The sequence below is a fragment of the Methylobacterium sp. 092160098-2 genome, from assembly GCF_028920805.1.
In the GTDB taxonomy this organism is placed as follows: domain Bacteria; phylum Pseudomonadota; class Alphaproteobacteria; order Rhizobiales; family Beijerinckiaceae; genus Methylobacterium; species Methylobacterium fujisawaense.
This window is the reverse complement of record NZ_JAQPZJ010000001.1, coordinates 2,740,347-2,755,477: the sequence shown is the minus strand read 5'-3', so window position 1 is coordinate 2,755,477 and position 15,131 is coordinate 2,740,347. Positions and strand designations below refer to the sequence as shown.

The 15,131-nt window shown below is 67.0% G+C and carries 9 protein-coding genes and 1 tRNA gene; all 10 read right to left on the bottom strand.

Annotated features, from left to right (window positions below):
- Nucleotides 1-228: 228 nt before the first annotated feature.
- On the bottom strand, nucleotides 229-4,437 hold the full coding sequence (rpoC, locus tag PQI07_RS12990; protein ID WP_043385733.1) for a DNA-directed RNA polymerase subunit beta': 4,209 nt from the start codon (nucleotides 4,435-4,437) through the stop codon (nucleotides 229-231).
- 176 nt (nucleotides 4,438-4,613) lie between these two features.
- Complete coding sequence (rpoB, locus tag PQI07_RS12985; protein WP_043385649.1) at nucleotides 4,614-8,738, bottom strand: DNA-directed RNA polymerase subunit beta; 4,125 nt, start codon at nucleotides 8,736-8,738, stop codon at nucleotides 4,614-4,616.
- 246 nt (nucleotides 8,739-8,984) lie between these two features.
- Complete coding sequence (gene rplL, locus PQI07_RS12980) at nucleotides 8,985-9,362, bottom strand: 50S ribosomal protein L7/L12 (RefSeq protein WP_012320773.1); 378 nt, start codon at nucleotides 9,360-9,362, stop codon at nucleotides 8,985-8,987.
- Nucleotides 9,363-9,410: 48 nt separating this feature from the next.
- Nucleotides 9,411-9,929 (bottom strand): 50S ribosomal protein L10, encoded by a 519-nt coding sequence (rplJ, locus tag PQI07_RS12975; RefSeq protein ID WP_043348291.1) that lies wholly within the window; start codon nucleotides 9,927-9,929, stop codon nucleotides 9,411-9,413.
- A 515-nt stretch (nucleotides 9,930-10,444) separates the two neighbouring features.
- On the bottom strand, nucleotides 10,445-12,088 hold the full coding sequence (locus PQI07_RS12970) for a B12-binding domain-containing radical SAM protein (protein WP_043348289.1): 1,644 nt from the start codon (nucleotides 12,086-12,088) through the stop codon (nucleotides 10,445-10,447).
- A 476-nt stretch (nucleotides 12,089-12,564) separates the two neighbouring features.
- Nucleotides 12,565-13,263 carry a 50S ribosomal protein L1 gene (rplA, locus tag PQI07_RS12965; RefSeq protein WP_043348287.1) on the bottom strand — a complete coding sequence of 233 codons (699 nt, stop codon included), beginning with the start codon at nucleotides 13,261-13,263 and terminating at the stop codon, nucleotides 12,565-12,567.
- Nucleotides 13,264-13,274: 11 nt separating this feature from the next.
- Nucleotides 13,275-13,724 carry a 50S ribosomal protein L11 gene (rplK, locus tag PQI07_RS12960; protein ID WP_043385646.1) on the bottom strand — a complete coding sequence of 150 codons (450 nt, stop codon included), beginning with the start codon at nucleotides 13,722-13,724 and terminating at the stop codon, nucleotides 13,275-13,277.
- 217 nt (nucleotides 13,725-13,941) lie between these two features.
- Nucleotides 13,942-14,475, bottom strand: coding sequence for a transcription termination/antitermination protein NusG (gene nusG / locus PQI07_RS12955; RefSeq protein ID WP_012320778.1), 534 nt, complete (start codon nucleotides 14,473-14,475; stop codon nucleotides 13,942-13,944).
- Nucleotides 14,476-14,548: 73 nt separating this feature from the next.
- Nucleotides 14,549-14,845, bottom strand: a complete 297-nt coding sequence (gene secE, locus PQI07_RS12950) for a preprotein translocase subunit SecE (protein WP_043348282.1) — start codon at nucleotides 14,843-14,845, stop codon at nucleotides 14,549-14,551.
- Between the two features lie 182 nt (nucleotides 14,846-15,027).
- Nucleotides 15,028-15,104: transfer RNA gene (locus PQI07_RS12945), tRNA-Trp, on the bottom strand.
- Nucleotides 15,105-15,131: the final 27 nt, after the last annotated feature.

The following is a 15,131-nucleotide window of genomic DNA, read 5'->3' as shown; positions in this document are numbered from 1 at the left end:
ATTCCCGTCCTCGTCTCGTGCCCACGACGCCAGACCCGCACTCACGCACCCGAACCGGCCCGATCCTCCCCGTTTCCAGGGTGTTTCTGGGGCCGCTCAGGATTTATCGCGCGGCATGGTTGAGCCTCGGTTAAGTCGGCCACCGTGCAGGCGTCCCGGTTTGGAGAGCAACCACGAAAAAGGGCGGCCCGAAGGCCGCCCTTGTCTCTCTCAATCCTGCCTGTCGCCTTATTCGGCGGCGGGCGGAAGCTCCTCGACCGGCATCGCGCCGCTCTCGGTCTGCTTCTGCTGGAGGATCATCGCGTCGCGGCGGCGGGCGATGGAGCGGATGTCCGCCACCATCGACCCGGTGCCGGCCGGGATCAGCGATCCGACGATCACGTTCTCCTTCAGGCCTTCCAGGGTGTCGACCTTGCCGTTGACCGCCGCCTCGGTGAGGACGCGGGTGGTCTCCTGGAACGAGGCCGCCGAGATGAACGACTTCGTCTGCAGCGACGCCTTGGTGATGCCGAGCAGGACCGGAACGCCCTGGATCGGCTTCTTGCCTTCGGCGAGCAGCTTCTCGTTGAACTCGGTCAGCTCCGTCCGGTCGATCTGGTCGCCCGAGAGGATGTCCGAGTCGCCGCCATCGGTCACCTCGACCTTCTGCAGCATCTGACGGACGATCACCTCGATGTGCTTGTCGTTGATCGACACGCCCTGCAGCCGGTAGACCTCCTGGATCTCGTTGACGAGGTAGGCGGCGAGTTCCTCGACGCCCTTGATCGCCAGGATGTCGTGCGGAGCCGGGTTTCCGTCGACGATGTAGTCGCCGAGCTCCACCACGTCCCCGTCCTGCAGGTGGATGTGCTTGCCCTTCGGGATCAGGTACTCGACCGCCTCCGAGCCGTCATGCGGCGTCAGCGTGAGCCGACGCTTGTTCTTGTAGTCGCGGCCGAACGCGATGGTGCCCGACTTCTCGGCGATGATCGCCGCGTCCTTCGGGCGCCGTGCCTCGAACAGCTCCGCCACCCGCGGCAGACCGCCGGTGATGTCGCGGGTCTTGGCCGAGTCGGTCGAGACGCGGGCCAGGATGTCGCCGGCCTTGACCGTCGCGCCCGGATCGAAGCCGATGATGGCATCGACCGGCAGGAAGTAGCGGGCGTCCGAGCCGCGCGGCAGCTTGAGCGCCTTGCCCTCCCGATCGACCACGACCATCGCGGGCTTCAGGTCCGAGGTCCGGGCCGAGCCGCGCCAGTCGACGACGACGCGCTTGGCGATGCCGGTCGACTCGTCGGTGGTCTCGGTCATGGACTGGCCGTCGACCAGATCCTCGTAGGCCACGAGGCCGTCGACCTCGGTGAGGATCGGACGGGTGTAGGGATCCCACTCGGCGATCCGCTGCCCGCGCTTGATCTTGTCACCCTCGTCGACCCGGAGCTTGGCGCCGTATTGCAGGCGGTGGACCGCCCGCTCGACGCCGTCCGACCCCACGATCACGACCGCCACGTTGCGGCCGGTGGCGATCAGGTCCCCGTCCGTGTTCTTGGCGACGGCGCGGTTGCGGATCTTGATCGTGCCTTCGAAGCTCGACTCGATGAAGGACGAGTCGGCGATCTGGGCCGCACCGCCGATGTGGAAGGTGCGCATCGTGAGCTGCGTGCCCGGCTCGCCGATCGACTGCGCCGCGATGACGCCGACGGCCTCGCCCATGTTGACGGGCGTGCCGCGGGCGAGGTCGCGCCCGTAGCAGGTGGCGCAGACGCCGCTCTTGGTGGCGCAGACGAGCACCGAGCGGATCTTCACCTCCTGGATGCCGGCGGCGTTGATCGCCGGCAGGTGCCGCTCCTCGATGGTCTCGCCGGTCTTGACGATCACCGTGCCGTCCGCGGCCACGAGATCCTCGGCCGTGGCGCGGCCCAGGATGCGGGTGGCGAGCGTCGCCACGACCTGACCGGCATCCACGATGGCGCGCATCTTGATGCCGTTGGTCGTGCCGCAATCCACCTCGCGGATGACGGCGTCCTGCGCCACGTCGACGAGGCGGCGGGTCAGGTAGCCGGAGTTGGCGGTCTTCAGGGCGGTGTCGGCCAGGCCCTTACGGGCACCGTGCGTGGAGTTGAAGTACTCCAGAACGTCCAGGCCTTCCTTGAAGTTCGAGATGATCGGGGTCTCGATGATCTCGCCCGACGGCTTGGCCATGAGGCCGCGCATCGCCGCGAGCTGCTTCATCTGGGCGGGCGAACCACGGGCGCCGGAGTGGCTCATCATGTAGATCGAGTTGATCTGCTTGTCGGCGCCGTGCTCGTCCTTCTGGACCGCGGAGATGCGGCCCATCATCTCGGCGGCCAGCTTGTCCGAGCACTTGGCCCAGGCATCCACCACCTTGTTGTACTTCTCGCCCTGCGTGATCAGGCCGTCGTTGTACTGCTGCTCGTAATCCTTCACGAGCGCGCGGGTCGTGTCGACGATCGACCACTTGTTCTCCGGCACGACCATGTCGTCCTTGCCGAACGAGATGCCGGCCTTGAACGCGTGGTTGAAGCCGAGCGCCATGATCCGGTCACAGAAGATCACCGACTCCTTCTGACCGCAGTGGCGGTAGACGGTGTCGATCATCGCCGAGATCTCCTTCTTGGTCATCAACTTGTTGACGACCTCGAAGGGCACCTTGGCGTGCTTCGGCAGGGCACCGGACAGGATCACCCGGCCAGGCGTGGTCTCGTAGGTCTTGGTCAGGGGCTGATTGTCCGGGCCGATGCCGGTCCAGCGCCACTTGATCTTGGTGTGCAGCGACACGGCCTTGGCGGCCAGGGCGTGCTCCAGCTCGCCCATGTCGCCGTAGACGCCCTGCATCGGGTTCTTGGCGTTGTCCGCCTTGAACTCGCCCGGCATGCCCTCGGCCACGATCGACAGGTAGTAGAGGCCGAGCACGATGTCCTGCGACGGCACGATGATCGGCTGACCGTTGGCCGGGTGCAGGATGTTGTTGGTCGACATCATGAGGACGCGCGCTTCCAGCTGCGCCTCGAGCGACAGCGGGACGTGCACGGCCATCTGGTCGCCGTCGAAGTCGGCGTTGAACGCGGCGCAGACCAGCGGGTGCAGCTGGATCGCCTTGCCCTCGATCAGCTTCGGCTCGAAGGCCTGGATGCCGAGGCGGTGCAGCGTCGGCGCGCGGTTCAGCATCACCGGGTGCTCGCGGATCACCTCATCGAGGATGTCCCAGACCTCCGGCTTCTCCTTTTCGACCAGCTTCTTGGCCTGCTTGACGGTGGCCGAGAAGCCCTTGGCGTCGAGGCGCGCGTAGATGAACGGCTTGAACAGCTCCAGCGCCATCTTCTTGGGCAGGCCGCACTGGTGCAGCTTCAGCTCCGGGCCGACCACGATGACCGAGCGGCCCGAATAATCGACGCGCTTGCCGAGCAGGTTCTGGCGGAACCGGCCCTGCTTGCCCTTCAGCATATCGGCGAGCGACTTCAGCGGACGCTTGTTGGCGCCCGTGATGACGCGGCCGCGGCGGCCGTTGTCGAACAGGGCGTCGACCGCCTCCTGCAGCATCCGCTTCTCGTTGCGGATGATGATGTCGGGCGCGCGCAGCTCGATCAGCCGCTTCAGGCGGTTGTTGCGGTTGATGACGCGGCGGTACAGGTCGTTGAGGTCGGAGGTCGCGAAGCGGCCGCCGTCCAGCGGGACCAGCGGGCGCAGGTCCGGCGGGATCACCGGGACGACCGTGAGGATCATCCATTCCGGCTTGTTGCCGGACATCTGGAAGGCCTCGATGATCTTGAGCCGCTTCAGGAGCTTCTTGGGCTTCAGCTCCGACGTCGTGACCGCGATCTCCTCGCGCAGATCGTTGGCGATCTTGTCGAGGTCGAGTTCCTGCAGGATGCGCCGGATGGCCTCGGCGCCGATCATGGCGGTGAACGAGTCCTCGCCGTACTCCTCCTGGGCGCGCAGGTACTCCTCCTCCGACAGGAGCTGACGCTCCTTCAGGGGGGTGAGGCCCGGCTCGATGACGCAGTAGGACTCGAAGTACAGGATCCGCTCGAGGTCCTTAAGGGCCATGTCGAGCAGCAGGCCGATGCGCGAGGGCAGCGACTTCAGGAACCAGATATGCGCGACGGGGGCGGCCAGCTCGATATGGCCCATGCGGTCGCGCCGGACGCGCGCGAGGGTGACCTCGACGCCGCACTTCTCACAGATGACGCCCTTGTACTTCATGCGCTTGTACTTGCCGCACAAGCACTCGTAGTCCTTGATCGGCCCGAAGATGCGCGCGCAGAACAGGCCGTCGCGCTCGGGCTTGAAGGTCCGGTAGTTGATGGTCTCGGGCTTCTTGATCTCGCCGTACGACCAGGAGAGGATCTTCTCCGGGGACGAGATCGAGATCTTGATCTGATCGAAGCTGACCGGCGTGGCCTGCTGGTTGAAAAGGTTCATGACCTCTTGGTTCATGATCCGCTCCTTGTTGACGCCGGCAGCCCCGCGCCGGGCCACCGCGTCCTGAAAAAGATCCGGCGCCGCACCCCGCACGGGCGCTGCTCACCGTCGTCGAACCCGGAAGGCCCCTCCCCTCCCCGCTCGACCGTGGCGGCGGGATCCGCCGCCACGGGAGGTGTTTGTGACTGGCTCTACTCGGCCGCGTCGGCCGGCGGCTCCAGCTGATCGTTCGCGGCCTTCTTCGAAGACGTCAGCTCGACGTTGAGGCCGAGCGAGCGCATCTCCTTGACGAGCACGTTGAAGCTCTCGGGGATGCCGGCCTCGAAGGTGTCGTCGCCGCGGACGATCGCCTCGTAGACCTTGGTGCGGCCGGCCACGTCGTCCGACTTCACCGTGAGCATCTCCTGCAGCGTGTAGGCCGCGCCGTAGGCCTCCAGCGCCCAGACCTCCATCTCACCGAAGCGCTGGCCGCCGAACTGCGCCTTGCCGCCCAGCGGCTGCTGGGTGACGAGCGAGTACGGGCCGATCGAGCGCGCGTGGATCTTGTCGTCCACGAGGTGGTGGAGCTTCAGCATGTAGATGTAGCCCATCGTGACCTTGCGGTCGAAGGGCTCGCCGGTCCGCCCGTCGTAGAGCGTCGACTGCGCCGAGCGGTCCAGCCCGGCCATCTCCAGCATCTGCTCGATGTCGGCTTCCTTGGCGCCGTTGAACACCGGCGTGGCCATCGGCACGCCACGGCGGACGTTGTTGCCGGCCTCGGCCAGCTCCTCGTCCGTCAGCCCGTCGAGCTCGCCCGGGGAGTAGATCGCCTTCATCTCCTCCCGCAGCGGCGCGATGTCCTGCGACTTCAGATAGGCATCCACCGCCTTCGACACCTTGCGACCCAGGCCCGCAGCCGCCCAGCCCAGGTGCGTCTCCAGGATCTGGCCGACGTTCATGCGCGAGGGCACGCCCAGCGGGTTGAGCACGATGTCGGCATGCGTCCCGTCCTCCAGGAACGGCATGTCCTCGATCGGCACGATCCGCGACACGACACCCTTGTTGCCGTGACGGCCGGCCATCTTGTCGCCCGGCTGGATCTTGCGCTTCACCGCCACGAAGACCTTGACCATCTTCATGACGCCGGGGGGCAGCTCGTCGCCGCGCTGCAGCTTCTCGACCTTGTCGAGGAAGCGCTGCTCGAGGCGCTTCTTCGACTCGTCGTACTGCTTCTGCATCGCCTCCATCTCGGTCATGAGACGGTCTTCGATGACGGCGAACTGCCACCATTGCGAGCGCGGGTAGTCGTTGATCAGCTCGCGGGTGAGCGTGGTGTCCTTCCGGAAGCCCTTCGGGCCGGCCACCGGCGCCTGACCGATCAGCACGTCCGCGAGGCGCGCGTAGGTGTTGCGGTCGAGGATCGCCTGCTCGTCGTCGCGGTCCTTGGCGAGCCGCTCGATCTCCTCGCGCTCGATCGCCTGGGCGCGCTCGTCCTTGTCGACGCCATGCCGGTTGAACACGCGGACCTCGACGATCGTGCCGGTGACGCCCGGCGGCACCCGCAGCGAGGTGTCGCGCACGTCCGAGGCCTTCTCGCCGAAGATGGCGCGGAGGAGCTTCTCCTCCGGCGTCATCGGGCTCTCGCCCTTCGGGGTAATCTTGCCGACGAGGATGTCGCCCGCATTCACCTCGGCGCCGATATAGACGATGCCGGCCTCGTCGAGGTTCTTGAGCGCCTCCTCGGAGACGTTCGGGATGTCGCGGGTGATCTCCTCCGGCCCGAGCTTGGTGTCGCGGGCCATCACCTCGAACTCCTCGATGTGGATCGAGGTGAACACGTCATCCTTCACGATCCGCTCGGAAAGCAGGATCGAGTCCTCGAAGTTGTAGCCGTTCCACGGCATGAACGCGACGAGCACGTTCCGGCCGAGCGCCAGCTCGCCGAACTCGGTCGAGGGACCGTCGGCGATGATCTCGCCCTTCTTCACGAACTCGCCGACGCGGACCAGCGGCTTCTGCGTGATGCAGGTCGACTGGTTGGAGCGCTGGAACTTCTGCAAGCGGTAGATGTCGACGCCGGGCTTGTTGGCGTCGGCCTCCTCGGTGGCGCGGATGACGATACGGGTGGCGTCCACCTGATCGATGATGCCGGCCCGGCGGGCCGCGATGGCGGCGCCGGAATCCCGGGCGACCACCGCCTCCATGCCGGTGCCCACGAACGGGGCGTCGGCGCGGACGAGCGGCACCGCCTGGCGCTGCATGTTCGAGCCCATGAGGGCGCGGTTGGCGTCGTCGTTCTCAAGGAACGGGATCAGCGCCGCGGCGACCGAGACGAGCTGCTTCGGCGACACGTCCATGAGATCGACGCGCTCGGGCCCCACGACGATCACCTCGCCGGCCCGACGGCAGACCACGAGGTCCTCCGTGAGCTTGCGGGCCTCGTCCATCTGGGCGTTGGCCTGAGCGACGTAGTACTTCGCCTCCTCCATGGCCGAGAGGTAGGCGACCTCGTCGGTGACCACGCCGTCGCGGACGCGGCGGAACGGGGTCTCGATGAAGCCGTACTTGTTCACCCGCGCGAAGGTGGCGAGCGAGTTGATCAGGCCGATGTTCGGGCCTTCCGGCGTCTCGATCGGGCAGATGCGGCCGTAATGGGTCGGGTGCACGTCGCGCACCTCGAAGCCGGCGCGCTCGCGGGTCAGACCGCCCGGGCCGAGCGCCGACAGGCGGCGCTTGTGCGTCACCTCGGAGAGCGGGTTGGTCTGGTCCATGAACTGCGAGAGCTGCGACGAGCCGAAGAACTCGCGCACGGCCGCGGCGGCGGGCTTCGCGTTGATGAGATCCTGCGGCATGACCGTGTCGATATCGACCTGGCTCATGCGCTCGCGGATCGCGCGCTCCATGCGCAGGAGGCCCAGGCGGTACTGGTTCTCCATGAGCTCGCCCACCGAGCGGACGCGGCGGTTGCCGAGGTGGTCGATGTCGTCGACCTCGCCCTTGCCGTCGCGCAGCTCCACGAGCGCCTTCACCACCGCGAGCATGTCCTCCTTGCGGAGGGTGCGCACGGTGTCGGCGGCGTCGAGGTCGAGGCGCATGTTCATCTTCACGCGGCCGACGGCCGAGAGATCGTACCGCTCGGAGTCGAAGAACAGCGAGTGGAACATCGCCTCGGCGGTCTCGAGGGTCGGCGGCTCGCCCGGGCGCATGACCCGGTAGATGTCGAACAGCGCGCCCTCGCGGTTGGAGTTCTTGTCCACCGCCAGCGTGTTGCGAATGTAGGGGCCGACATTGACGTGGTCGATGTCGAGCACCGGGAGCTCGGTGATGCCGACATCATCCAGGCTCTTCAGGAGCTTGTCGGTGATCTCCTCGCCGGCCTCGGCCCAGATCTCGCCGGTCTGCGCGTTGACGAGATCCTCGGCCACGTACTGGCCGACGAGATCCTCGTCGGTGGCCTTGAGGAACTTGGTGCCCTTGTCGGTGATCTGACGGGCGTTGCGGGCGTTGAGCTTCTTGCCGGCCTCGAGCACGACCTCGCCGGAATCGGCGTCGATCAGGTCGACGGTGGCCTTCATGCCCTTCATGCGCTCGGCGTCGAACGGCACGCGCCAGTCGGCGCCGTCGCGGTCATAGACGACCTTGTTGTAGAAGGTCGACAGGATCTCCTCGCCGTCGAGGCCGAGGGCATAGAGCAGCGACGTCGCCGGCAGCTTGCGCTTCCGGTCGATGCGGACGTGGACGATGTCCTTGGCGTCGAACTCGACGTCGAGCCAGGAGCCCCGGTACGGGATGATGCGTGCGGCGAACAGGAGCTTGCCCGAGGAATGGGTCTTGCCCTTGTCGTGGTCGAAGAACACGCCCGGCGAGCGGTGCATCTGCGAGACGATCACGCGCTCGGTGCCGTTGACGATGAAGGTGCCGTTCTCCGTCATCAGGGGCATGTCGCCCATGTAGACGTCCTGCTCCTTGATGTCCTTGACCGACTTCGCCTGCGTGTCGGGATCGACATCGAACACGATGAGGCGCAGCGTGACCTTCAGCGGGGCCGCGAAGGTGATGCCGCGCTGGCGGCACTCGTCGACATCGTACTTGGGCGCCTCGAAGGTGTAGCGCACGAACTCGAGCAGGGCCGTGGAGGCGAAGTCGGAAATCGGGAACACCGACTTGAACACGCTCTGCAGCCCCTCGTCGGCGCGCCCACCCTCGGGCTCGTCGACCATCAGGAACTGGTCGTAGGACGCCTTCTGAACCTCGATGAGGTTCGGCATCTCGGCAACTTCCTTGATCTTGCCGAAGAACTTCCGAATGCGCTTGCGACCGACCAGCGTGTTGGCCATGTGACCTCGCTCCTACCCGCGTACCTCTCGCCCGGGGAAGCGTTCCCGAAAGGGACCTCCCGCACCGGGCCGCGACGCGCGCCCCGCCGGGCAGCGCCACCGAACCGAAACTTCTCGCCGGTCCCTTCCGGGACCATCCGCCGAAGCGGCCTAAAGCCCGCGGGTGTTGCACCCGCGGGCTCCGGTCACGACAGGCCCGAAGCGGACCTCCGTGGGGTGATGGGCCGGGACCGGCCCATCGTCGACTTACTTGAGCTCGATCTTGGCGCCGGCCTTCTCGAGCTGAGCCTTGAGCTTCTCGGCCTCGTCCTTGGCAACGCCTTCCTTGACCGGCTTCGGCGCGCCCTCGACGAGGTCCTTGGCTTCCTTAAGGCCGAGGCCGGTGATCGCGCGGACCTCCTTGATGACCTCGATCTTCTTGTCGCCGGCGGAGGCCAGGACGACCGTGAACTCGGTCTGCTCCTCGACGGCGGCGGCGGCGCCACCGGCAGCCGGGCCGGCGGCAACGGCGACGGCAGCGGCGGCCGAGACGCCCCACTTCTCTTCGAGCATCTTGGCCAGGTCAGCGGCCTCGAGCACGGTCAGCGAGGACAGGTCGTCGACGAGCTTGGCGAGATCAGCCATTTTGAATTCCTCTCAATATCGGTTCGAACGGATGGTTTTTGAAGGGCCTCAGGCGGCCTCGTCCTTCTTGGCATAAGCCCCGAACACGCGGGCGAGCTTGGCCGCCGGCGCGTTGACGACCTGAGCGATCTTCGTCGCGGGAGCCTGCACGAGGCCCACGATCTTGGCGCGCAGTTCGTCGAGGGACGGGAGCGAGGCGAGGGCCTTCACGCCGTCCGGGTTCAGGGCGGTCTTCCCCATCGCGCCGCCGAGGATCACGAGCTTGTCGTTGGCCTTGGCGAAATCGACCGCGACCTTCGCGGCTGCGACCGGGTCGCCGGAATAGGCGAGCAGGGTCGGGCCCTTCAGGAGCGGCTTGATGGAGGCGACGTCCGTGCCATCGAGTGCGATGCCGGCGAGGCTGTTCTTGGCGACCTTCACGGTGGCGCCAGCCTGCTTCATCTGCGAACGCAGCTTCTGCATGTCGGCGACCGTGAGGCCCTTGTAGTGGGCCACGACGACAACGGCGCTCTCACTGAACACGCCGTTGAGCGTCGAGACGAGATCAGCTTTAGCTGTCCGGTCCACTGGGCTCTCTCCGGTTGGCGGAACCCGATCTCGGGTCCGCCGGTTGCACATGCCGCCCGGACGTCATCTCGGCCAAGAGACCGGGAACGTCCGAACGACGCTTCGCGGCCCTGTCCCCGCGCGTGCCCCTGGAGGCCGCCTCGGGCGAGTTGGTTCAAACCGACACCCCTCCGCGGCCGAGGCCTGGGCGAGGCTTTTCGAATTCGGTCTTCCCCGTCTGTGCAGGCTTGGGGATTAAGCCGGCGAGCCGGCACCTGCAGTCTCGGACAGGACATGGCCGGACAAGGCTCCGCGGGGCTCGTCGCCCCTGGGATCCGTCCGGCCTTTGCCACCCGGTTGCCCGGGCGACATTTCGAGCGGAAACCGGCCGATCGGCCGTCTCCTTCCGTGAGGATGAAATGCGTGAGGCGCGGTGTATAGAGCCTAGCAAGCCGCCTGCCAAGGGCTGAAGCGCGACTTTTCCGCCGCAGGCAAGGACTTGCTGCGGAATCTCCGGGCCTGACCGGCAACCCGCCTCACGCGGCCTCGCGTTCCGGCGCCAGCCTGCGCCGGGCCGATTCCCACCAGCTCCGGTCGCGGGCCGCCTTCGCCTCCGCGGCCTTGGCGGCGTAGAAGGAGGCGTTGTGCTCGCCGCGCAGGGCCTCGCGGGTGAAGCGGATCAGGTGGTGGGCCACGAAGCCCATGTTGAACACCGCCTCGATCTGCCCGCGCTTCAGCGCGTAGCCGGCCGCACTCCAGAACGGCTTGCGGTAATCGGAAAAGATCCCGACCCGGGTGATGATGTTGAACCCCAGGATCAGGCCCCGCCGGAGATTGGTGAAGGTCAGCTTGCCGGCGGTCGGCGTGGTGATGCGGTTCGGGTAGGTCACCGCGCATTGGTGCTTGAAGCGCTCGAAGATCTTCTCCGGCGTATAGGCGTGCGCGATGGCCCGGCGCCAGCTGCCCACCACGGTGTCGTGCGGGCGCTTGAACAGCACGTTCGATTCCAATGCCGCATCGTGGACGAGCCGGCCCTCGCGTTCCAGCCGGTCCCAGAGCGGGGTCTTGGGCAGGGCCTGGAGCAGGTTGATGGTCAGCACGGGAATGGCCGAGCGGTCGATGAAGTCGATCAGGTTCTGCTCGGATTTGTCGGTGTCGGAATCGAGGCCCAGGATAATGCCCGAGGTCACCTCCAGCCCGTAGGAATTGAGGGTCTCGATCGCCTCGTACATCGGGACGGCGGCGTTGTGGGTCTTGTCGATGCCCTTGAGGGCCTCGGCCTCCGGGGTCTCGATGCCGACGAACACCGTCATGAAGTTCGCCTGCCGCATCAGCTCGAGGATCTCGGGCTGCTTGGCCATGTTCAGCGTCGCCTCGCAGGCGAACTGGAGCGGGTAGTTGTTCTTCTTCTGCCACGCCACGAGGTGCGGCAGCATCTCGCGGGTCGCCTTGCGGTTGGCGATGAAATTGTCGTCGACGAAGTACACGACGGCCGGATGGCCGGGCTGGCTGATGATGGCGTCGAGCTCGGCGCACATCTGCTCGGGGCTCTTGAGCCGCGGCTGGCGGCCATAGAGCTGCGGGATGTCGCAGAACTCGCAGCGATAGGGGCAGCCCGAGGAGAATTGCAGCGAGCCGATCAGATAGCGCTTGAGCGGTGCGTGGTCGTAGGCCGGGGCCGGGAAGTCGGCGAGCGCGAGCCGGTCCTTCGTCTCCAGAACCACCTGGGCGGGCGGGGGCGCGACATCGGCGTCGAGGCGCGCGACGAGCTGGTCGGTGGCGTCGCCGATCTCGCCGACATGGAGATAGTCGAAGTCGCCATATTTCTCCGGCGCGCCCGAGACCGAGGGACCGCCCAGAACCGTGACCTTGCCGGCGGCCCGGGCACGGTCGCGGATGTCGTGGATCTGCGGTTCCTGGATGTGCATGCCAGAAACGAACACCGCGTCGGCCCAGGCGAACTCGGCCGGGCTCGCGCGGCGGATATTCTCATCGATGAATCTGCATTCCCACGCCTCCGGCATGTAGGCCGCGATCAGCAGCAGCCCCTGCGGCGGCATGAACGCCTTCACCCCGCCCATCAGCGGGTAGGCGTGGGAGAACGTCCCGAAGGACGGCGTGTAGGCGGGAAAGACGCACAGGATGCGTCGCTTGGAGGTGACCGTCAGGGTGCATCGCATGTCGGCCTATCTAGCACAGCCGCGCGCGTTGGCGCCCCCTCTGCCGTTAAGAATGGCGTGAAGGAGAACGGCGCCGCTGTCGCGGCCTGTCGCGTGCCGGGTTCCGGATAGGATCCGCTTCACCCGTCCGGAAAAGGGGTACGGGTTTATTTCTCACCGGCCCTTCCCGGGCACAGGGCGCGTCAGCGATATGCGACCCGGGATCCAGCACGAGAATCGCCGCGATTCGGCCCCGCCGATCAGATCCGCCGACGGGCCTCGGACGGGACCAGCATGGTCACGCCGTAATCCGGGGCGTTTCCCGGCAAGGTACCCACGCGATGCGCCGGATCGGTCGCCGAGCCCGCGTCGAGCGTGCCGTCCGGCGGCTCGCCAGACTGTCGCGGCGGGACGGCGGCTCGGTCCGCATGCCCGCAACGGAAAACGCCCGGCCGTTTCCGGCCGGGCGCTCCGCAGCGTAGACGCTATGCCTTGCCTCAGGCGGTCAGAACCGTGTTCGGCTCGACCTTCACGCCCGGGCCCATCGTCGAGGTGACGGCGATGCGCTGGACGTAGGTGCCCTTGGCGCCCGCGGGCTTCGCCTTGGCGACGGCGTCCGCGAAGGCCTTGATGTTCTCGACGAGCTTGTCGGCATCGAACGAGACCTTGCCGACGCCGGCATGGACGATGCCGGCCTTCTCGACGCGGAACTCCACCGAGCCGCCCTTGGCGCCGGCGACGGCGCCCTTCACGTCCATGGTGACGGTGCCGACCTTCGGGTTCGGCATCAGGCCGCGCGGGCCCAGCACCTTACCGAGACGGCCGACCAGCGGCATCATGTCCGGGGTCGCGATGCAGCGATCGAACTCGATCTTGCCGCTCTGCACGATCTCCAGCAGGTCCTCGGCGCCGACGATGTCGGCACCGGCGGCCTTGGCGTCGTCCGCCTTGGCGCCGCGGGCGAAGACCGCCACCCGCACCGTCCGGCCGGAACCATTCGGGAGGTTGCAGACGCCGCGGACCATCTGGTCGGCGTGGCGGGGATCGACGCCGAGGTTCATGGAGACCTCGACGGTCTCGTCGAACTTCGCGGTCGCCCGCTCCTTCACCAGCTTGATCGCCTCGTCGAGGGGATAGAGCTTGGTGACCTCGATGCCCTCGCGGGCGGCGCGGATGCGCTTGCCTTCCTTAGCCATGCTGTCCTCCCTCAGGCCGTCACTTCGAGGCCCATGGCCCGGGCGGAGCCGCGGATCATGGCAACGGCCGACTCGATCGAGTCGCAGTTGAGGTCGGGCATCTTCTTCTCGGCGATCTCGCGCAGCTGCGCCTCGGAGATCTTGCCGACGGTCGGGCCCTTGCCCGGGGTCTTCGAGCCGGAGGCCGGCTTCTTGCCGATCTTCAGGCCGACGGCCTTCTTCAGGAAGAAGGTGACCGGGGGCTGCTTCATCTCGAAGGTGAAGGAGCGATCCTGATACGCGGTGATGATCACCGGAATCGGGGTGCCCTTCTCCATCTGCGCGGTCTTCGCGTTGAAGGCCTTGCAGAATTCCATGATGTTGAGGCCGCGCTGACCGAGCGCGGGACCGATCGGCGGCGACGGGTTGGCGGCGCCGGCCGGGACCTGAAGCTTCACGTAGCCCGTGATCTTCTTCGCCATGGGACTGCTCCCAATGAGAATCCGCCCCCACGCGGCCTGAAGCGCGGCGGGTCGGACGGTTGCAGGTCGCGGTGCGAGCCGTGGATCCCGGAGGCGAGGCCGGGCGGATCTCCCGCGGATGATGCCCCAGCCTCAGGAGGATGGGGCAAGTTCGCGGCCGCCGCACAGCGACGGCCGGAAGGACGCGGCGGCCTCAGGGCCGCCGAAATCAGGAGGCTCAGGCCTTCTCGACCTGGGCGTATTCGAGCTCCACCGGCGTCGCGCGGCCGAAGATCGACACGGCCACCTTGAGGCGGGAGCGGGCGTCGTCGATCTCCTCGACGGTGCCGTTGAAGCTGGCGAACGGACCGTCGGCGACCCGGACGGTCTCGCCGATCTCGAAGGAGATCGAGGGCTTCGGCCGGTCGACACCCTCGGCGACCTGGCCCTTGATCCGCTCGGCCTCGGCGTCGGGGATCGGAACCGGCTTCGACTTGTCGGCGCCTAGGAAGCCCGTGACCTTCGGGGTGTTCTTGATGAGGTGGTAGACCTCGTCGGTGAGGTCGCACTTCACCAGCACGTAGCCGGGGAAGAACTTACGCTCGGCATCGACCTTCCGGCCGCGGCGGACCTCCACGACCTTCTCGGTCGGGACCATCACCTCGTCGAACAGCTCGGTCAGCCCGCGCTGAGCCGCCTGATCCTTGATGGACTGGGCGACCTTGTTCTCGAAGTTCGAGTAGGCGTGGACGATGTACCAGCGCTTCGACACGGTTCCGTTCAACTCCGACAAGTCCGCGGGGTCTCCCCCGATCGGCGGCGAGCCGCCCTCGTACGCCTCCGCCTCAGACGCCCAAAATCAGGCCGACCAGGAAGCGCAAGGCCTGATCCACGACCGTGAAGAACAGGCTCGCGGCCACGACCATCACGAAGACCATGATCGTCGTGATCGTGGTCTCCCGGCGGGTCGGCCACGTGACCTTGCGGGCCTCGTCGCGAACCTGCGCGATGAACTCGCCCGGCGTGGCACGCTTCTGCGGCGCCCGGTTCGGCGTCGCCGGCCGGGCCGGCGGCGGATTCGCGGGACCGCGGGCTGCGCCGCGCACCAGGTCCACCTTCTTGGTCGCTTCGTTCGATGCCATGGCGCCAGTATCTGTGCGTGTTCGGCCCCGAGGCAGAGACCGCATCCGGGAATGCGAATGTCGGCGCCGAGGACCCGGATGGGCCCGCACCGACGGTCGCTTCAGATCTCGGATTGCGCCCGCTCTAGCGCAACTCCCCCGGCTTGTCGACCGGGCCACCGCGCGGGATCGGGCTGAATGTCTGGCAGGAGTGGAGGGACTCGAACCCGCAACCTCCGGTTTTGGAGACCGGCGCTCTGACCAGTTGAGCTACACTCCTAGCGCACCGCCCAATGCCTCATCGCGG

Coding starts and splice junctions, on each gene's coding strand:
- PQI07_RS12970 (WP_043348289.1), bottom strand. CDS start 12,088: ATGCGATGCACCCTGACGGTCACCTCCAAGCGACGCATCCTGTGCGTC.
- rpoC (WP_043385733.1), bottom strand. CDS start 4,437: ATGAACCAAGAGGTCATGAACCTTTTCAACCAGCAGGCCACGCCGGTC.
- rplL (WP_012320773.1), bottom strand. CDS start 9,362: ATGGCTGATCTCGCCAAGCTCGTCGACGACCTGTCCTCGCTGACCGTG.
- rplA (WP_043348287.1), bottom strand. CDS start 13,263: ATGGCTAAGGAAGGCAAGCGCATCCGCGCCGCCCGCGAGGGCATCGAG.
- rplK (WP_043385646.1), bottom strand. CDS start 13,724: ATGGCGAAGAAGATCACGGGCTACGTGAAGCTTCAGGTCCCGGCCGGC.
- secE (WP_043348282.1), bottom strand. CDS start 14,845: ATGGCATCGAACGAAGCGACCAAGAAGGTGGACCTGGTGCGCGGCGCA.
- rpoB (WP_043385649.1), bottom strand. CDS start 8,738: ATGGCCAACACGCTGGTCGGTCGCAAGCGCATTCGGAAGTTCTTCGGC.